The organism is Streptomyces sp. SID5910 (assembly GCF_009862125.1).
Taxonomy (GTDB): Bacteria; Actinomycetota; Actinomycetes; order Streptomycetales; family Streptomycetaceae; genus Streptomyces.
Genome location: NZ_WWHX01000981.1, coordinates 1 through 4,131, shown reverse-complemented (window position 1 = coordinate 4,131; position 4,131 = coordinate 1). Strand labels below are relative to the sequence as shown.

Genomic DNA, 4,131 nt, shown 5'->3' with positions numbered 1-4,131 from the left:
CGGCGCGGCCGCGGCGGGCTCGGGCGCCGGCTCGGCGACCTGCTCGGCCTGCGGGGCGGCCTCGGCGGCCGGGGCGCCGGAGCCGTCGTCGATCAGGGCCAGCTCGGCGCCGACCTCGACCGTCTCGTCCTCGGCGACCTTGATGGAGGACAGCACGCCGGAGGCGGGGGCCGGGATCTCGGTGTCGACCTTGTCCGTCGACACCTCGAGCAGCGGCTCGTCGGCCTCGACGCGCTCACCCTCGGCCTTGAGCCAGCGGGTGACGGTGCCCTCGGTGACGCTCTCGCCGAGCGCCGGAAGGGTTACGGAAACCGCCATGGTTTCGGTTGCTCCTTACGAATTGCGGAAGTCTGTGTCGTCGCGCCCAGTGACCGAGGGAAGGTCAGTCGTGGGAGTGCAGCGGCTTGCCGGCCAGCGCCAGGTGGGCCTCGCCGAGCGCCTCGTTCTGCGTCGGGTGGGCGTGGATGAGCTGGGCCACCTCGGCGGGCAGCGCCTCCCAGTTGTAGATCAGCTGGGCTTCGCCGACCTGCTCGCCCATGCGGTCGCCGACCATGTGGACGCCGACCACGGCACCGTCCTTGACCTGGACGAGCTTGATCTCGCCGGTGGTCTTAAGGATCTTGCTCTTGCCGTTGCCGGCCAGGTTGTACTTCAGGGCGACGACCTTGTCCGCGCCGTAGACCTCCTTGGCCTTGGCCTCGGTGATGCCGACGGAGGCGACCTCGGGGTGGCAGTACGTCACCCGCGGCACGCCGTCGTAGTCGACCGGGACGGTCTTCAGACCGGCCAGCCGCTCCGCCACCAGGATGCCCTCGGCGAAGCCGACGTGCGCCAGCTGGAGGGTCGGGACCAGGTCGCCGACGGCGGAGATGGTCGGGACGTTGGTGCGCATGTACTCGTCGACCAGGACGTAGCCGCGGTCCATGGCGACCCCGGCCTCCTCGTAGCCCAGGCCCTGCGAGACCGGGCCGCGGCCGATGGCGACGAGCAGGACCTCGGCCTCGAACTCCTTGCCGTCGGCGAGGGTGACCTTGACACCGTCCTGGGTGTACTCGGCCTTGTCGAAGAAGGTGCCCAGGTTGAACTTGATGCCCCGCTTGCGGAAGGCGCGCTCCAGCAGCTTCGAGCTGTTCTCGTCCTCGACCGGCACGAGGTGCTTGAGGCCCTCGATGATCGTGACGTCGGTGCCGAAGGACTTCCACGCGGAGGCGAACTCGACGCCGATGACGCCGCCGCCCAGGATGATCGCGGACTTCGGCACGCGGTCCAGGACGAGGGCGTGGTCGGAGGAGATGATCCGGTTGCCGTCGATGTCCAGGCCCGGCAGCGACTTCGGCACGGAGCCGGTCGCCAGCAGGACGTGGCGGCCCTGGATGCGCTGGCCGCCCACGTCCACCGAGGTCGGGGAGGACAGCCGGCCCTCACCCTCGATGTAGGTCACCTTGCGCGAGGCGATCAGACCCTGGAGGCCCTTGTACAGGCCCGAGATCACGTCGTCCTTGTACTTCTGGACGGCCGGTACGTCGATGCCCTCGAAGGTCGCCTTCACACCGAACTGCTCGCTCTCGCGCGCCTGGTCGGCGATCTCGCCCGCGTGCAGCAGAGCCTTGGTGGGGATGCAACCCTTGTGCAGGCAGGTGCCGCCGACCTTGTCCTTCTCGATCAGGGCGACGTCCAGACCCAGCTGCGCCCCGCGCAGGGCCGCGGCGTAACCACCGCTACCACCGCCGAGGATCACTAGGTCGAAAACGGTGCTGGCGTCGTTCGCCACGTCACGTCCTCCATGCATGTGCGCCACCGGTCGTCGGTGACCGGCTGGCGGCTGGTGTCCGGCCGCTCGTTCTTCGGCCCTTGGTTGGGGCCCTGTCCTGCCGAGCCCCATCTTCGCACTTGTGAGAGCCGAACGAGACGTGGGGCCGGGGTGTGAGACGCCCCACGTTCCCTTGTGAGAGAGGGAGGAACGACTCACGTCGACTTGGTCCCGACGTCAGGGTCACGCCGCCAGGGGCGCGGGGAACTGCGCGACGAGCCACGACGGACCCGCAGCCGCACAACCACCCGCACCCCCGAGCTCGTAGGCGCCCTCACGCGCGCCCCGAGCCAAAAAGCACCGTCAGCCCAGATCGCCCGCGGCGGTCAGCTCGGCAACCCGCACCAGCGTCCGCACCGCCGTCCCCGTGCCCCCCTTCGGCGTGTACCCGAACGGCCCGCCCTCGTTGAAGGCCGGACCCGCGATGTCCAGGTGCGCCCAGGTGATGCCCTCGCCGACGAACTCGCGCAGGAACAGCCCGGCCACCAGCCCGCCGCCCATCCGCTCACCCATGTTCGCGATGTCGGCCGTCGCCGAGTCCATGCCCTTGCGCAGGTGCTCCGGCAGCGGCATCGGCCACGCCGGCTCGCCGACCTCCTCCGCCGCCTCGTGCACCGCGGAGCGGAACGCGTCGTCGTTCGCCATGACGCCGTACGTCCGGCTGCCCAGCGCCAGCATCATCGCGCCGGTCAGCGTCGCCACGTCGATGATCGCGTCCGGCTTCTCCTGCGAGGCCGCCCACAGGGCGTCGGCGAGGACGAGCCGGCCCTCGGCGTCCGTGTTGAGGACCTCGACCGTCTTGCCGCTGTACATGCGCAGCACGTCACCCGGGCGGGTCGCGGAGCCGGACGGCATGTTCTCGGCCAGCGCCAGCCAGCCGGTGACGTTGACCTCCAGGCCGAGCCGCGCGGCGGCCACGACCGCGGCGAACACGGCGGCGGCGCCGGCCATGTCGCACTTCATCGTCTCGTTGTGCCCGGCCGGCTTCAGCGAGATGCCGCCCGAGTCGTACGTGATGCCCTTGCCGACGAAGGCGAGCGACTTCGTCGCCTTGGACGAGGTGTACGACAGCTTCACCAGCCGCGGGCCGGACGCCGAACCGGCGCCGACGCCCAGGATGCCGCCGTAGCCGCCCTTGACGAGCGCCTTCTCGTCGAGCACCTGCACCTTGATGCCGTGCTCCTTGGCGGCGGCCTGCGCGACCGCGGCGAACGCCTCGGGGTTCAGGTCGTTCGGCGGGGTGTTGACCAGGTCGCGGGCGCGGTTCAGCTCCTCGGCGACGGCCGCGGCACGCTCGATCGCGGCCTTGTACGCCTTGTCGCGGGGCTTGCCGCCCAGCAGCGCGGCCTCGGCCAGCGGCGCCTTGCCGTTCTTCGCCTTCGCGGCGCCCTGCGCCTGACGGCCGTTCTCCTTGTACGCGTCGAAGGAGTACGCGCCGAGCAGCACGCCCTCACCGACGACGCCGGCGTCGGCGGCCTCGGCCAGCGGCAGCGCGAAGACCGCCTTCTTGGCACCGGCGAGCGCGCGGGCGGCGACACCGGCGGCCCGGCGCAGCGCCTCGGCGTCGAAGCCGGCGTCCTTCTCGGGCTCGGCGCCCAGGCCGACCGCCACCACGACGGGGGCCTTGAAGCCGGACGGCGCGGGCAGCTTCGTCACCTCGCCCTCCGCACCGGAGGCACCGAGGGTCTCCAGCACGTCGGCGAGCCTGCCGTCGTACGCCTTGTCCACGGCCTCGGCGCCCGGTGCGACGACCGGGCCGCGTGCGCCCTTGGCGACACCGATCACGATCGCGTCGGCCCGCAGGCCGGGCACCGCTGCGGTGGAGAGAGTGAGAGCAGTCACGGTGGTGAATTCTCGCTTCCGTATGAAGTCCTGTAGGGCCGAATGCGGGTGGGTCGACCGGGCCCGACAACCGACCCTAGATCCCTCCTGCGGTGTGGTATCCACCTGGGCAGGCAAACACCCGGCACGAGCCTACGCTCGCGCCCCGGCCCGCTCGCTCCCGCGCCCCGCGAATTCCCTGCCGGGGGTGGGCGTGGATGGGTGTCCTGGCTCGCCCGGGGCGGCCGAACAGGGCGTGGCGTGGGGCCCGTTGGGTGCCGCGGGTGTCTGGTGCCGGGGGTCAGCCCAGGACCAGGACGACCAGCGCCGTCGTGGCCGCCGTCTCCGCGACGCCGCCGAAGACGTCGCCGGTCACGCCGCCGAAGCGGCGGACGCAGTGCCGCAGCAGGAGTTCGGCGACGGCGACGGCGCACAGCACGGCGAGCGCCGTCCGGAGCGCGTCGCCGGGGCCGAGGGACGCGCCCGCCGCCGCGCCGGCC

4 protein-coding genes are annotated in these 4,131 nt (G+C 71.8%); all 4 read right to left on the bottom strand.

Annotation, left to right across the window (positions count from 1 at the left end; translation table 11 throughout):
* On the bottom strand, positions 1 to 318 hold a 318-nt coding region (locus GTW67_RS35080; RefSeq protein ID WP_346010819.1), incomplete at its 3' end, for a biotin/lipoyl-containing protein.
* Between the two features lie 64 nt (positions 319 to 382).
* Positions 383 to 1,771, bottom strand: coding sequence for a dihydrolipoyl dehydrogenase (gene lpdA / locus GTW67_RS35075; protein WP_161168759.1), 1,389 nt, complete (start codon positions 1,769 to 1,771; stop codon positions 383 to 385).
* 342 nt (positions 1,772 to 2,113) lie between these two features.
* Positions 2,114 to 3,652: a leucyl aminopeptidase gene (locus tag GTW67_RS35070; RefSeq protein WP_161168758.1), complete on the bottom strand. Its 1,539-nt coding sequence runs from the start codon at positions 3,650 to 3,652 to the stop codon at positions 2,114 to 2,116.
* A 280-nt stretch (positions 3,653 to 3,932) separates the two neighbouring features.
* On the bottom strand, positions 3,933 to 4,131 hold a 199-nt coding region (locus GTW67_RS35065; protein ID WP_202438114.1), incomplete at its 5' end, for an adenosylcobinamide-GDP ribazoletransferase.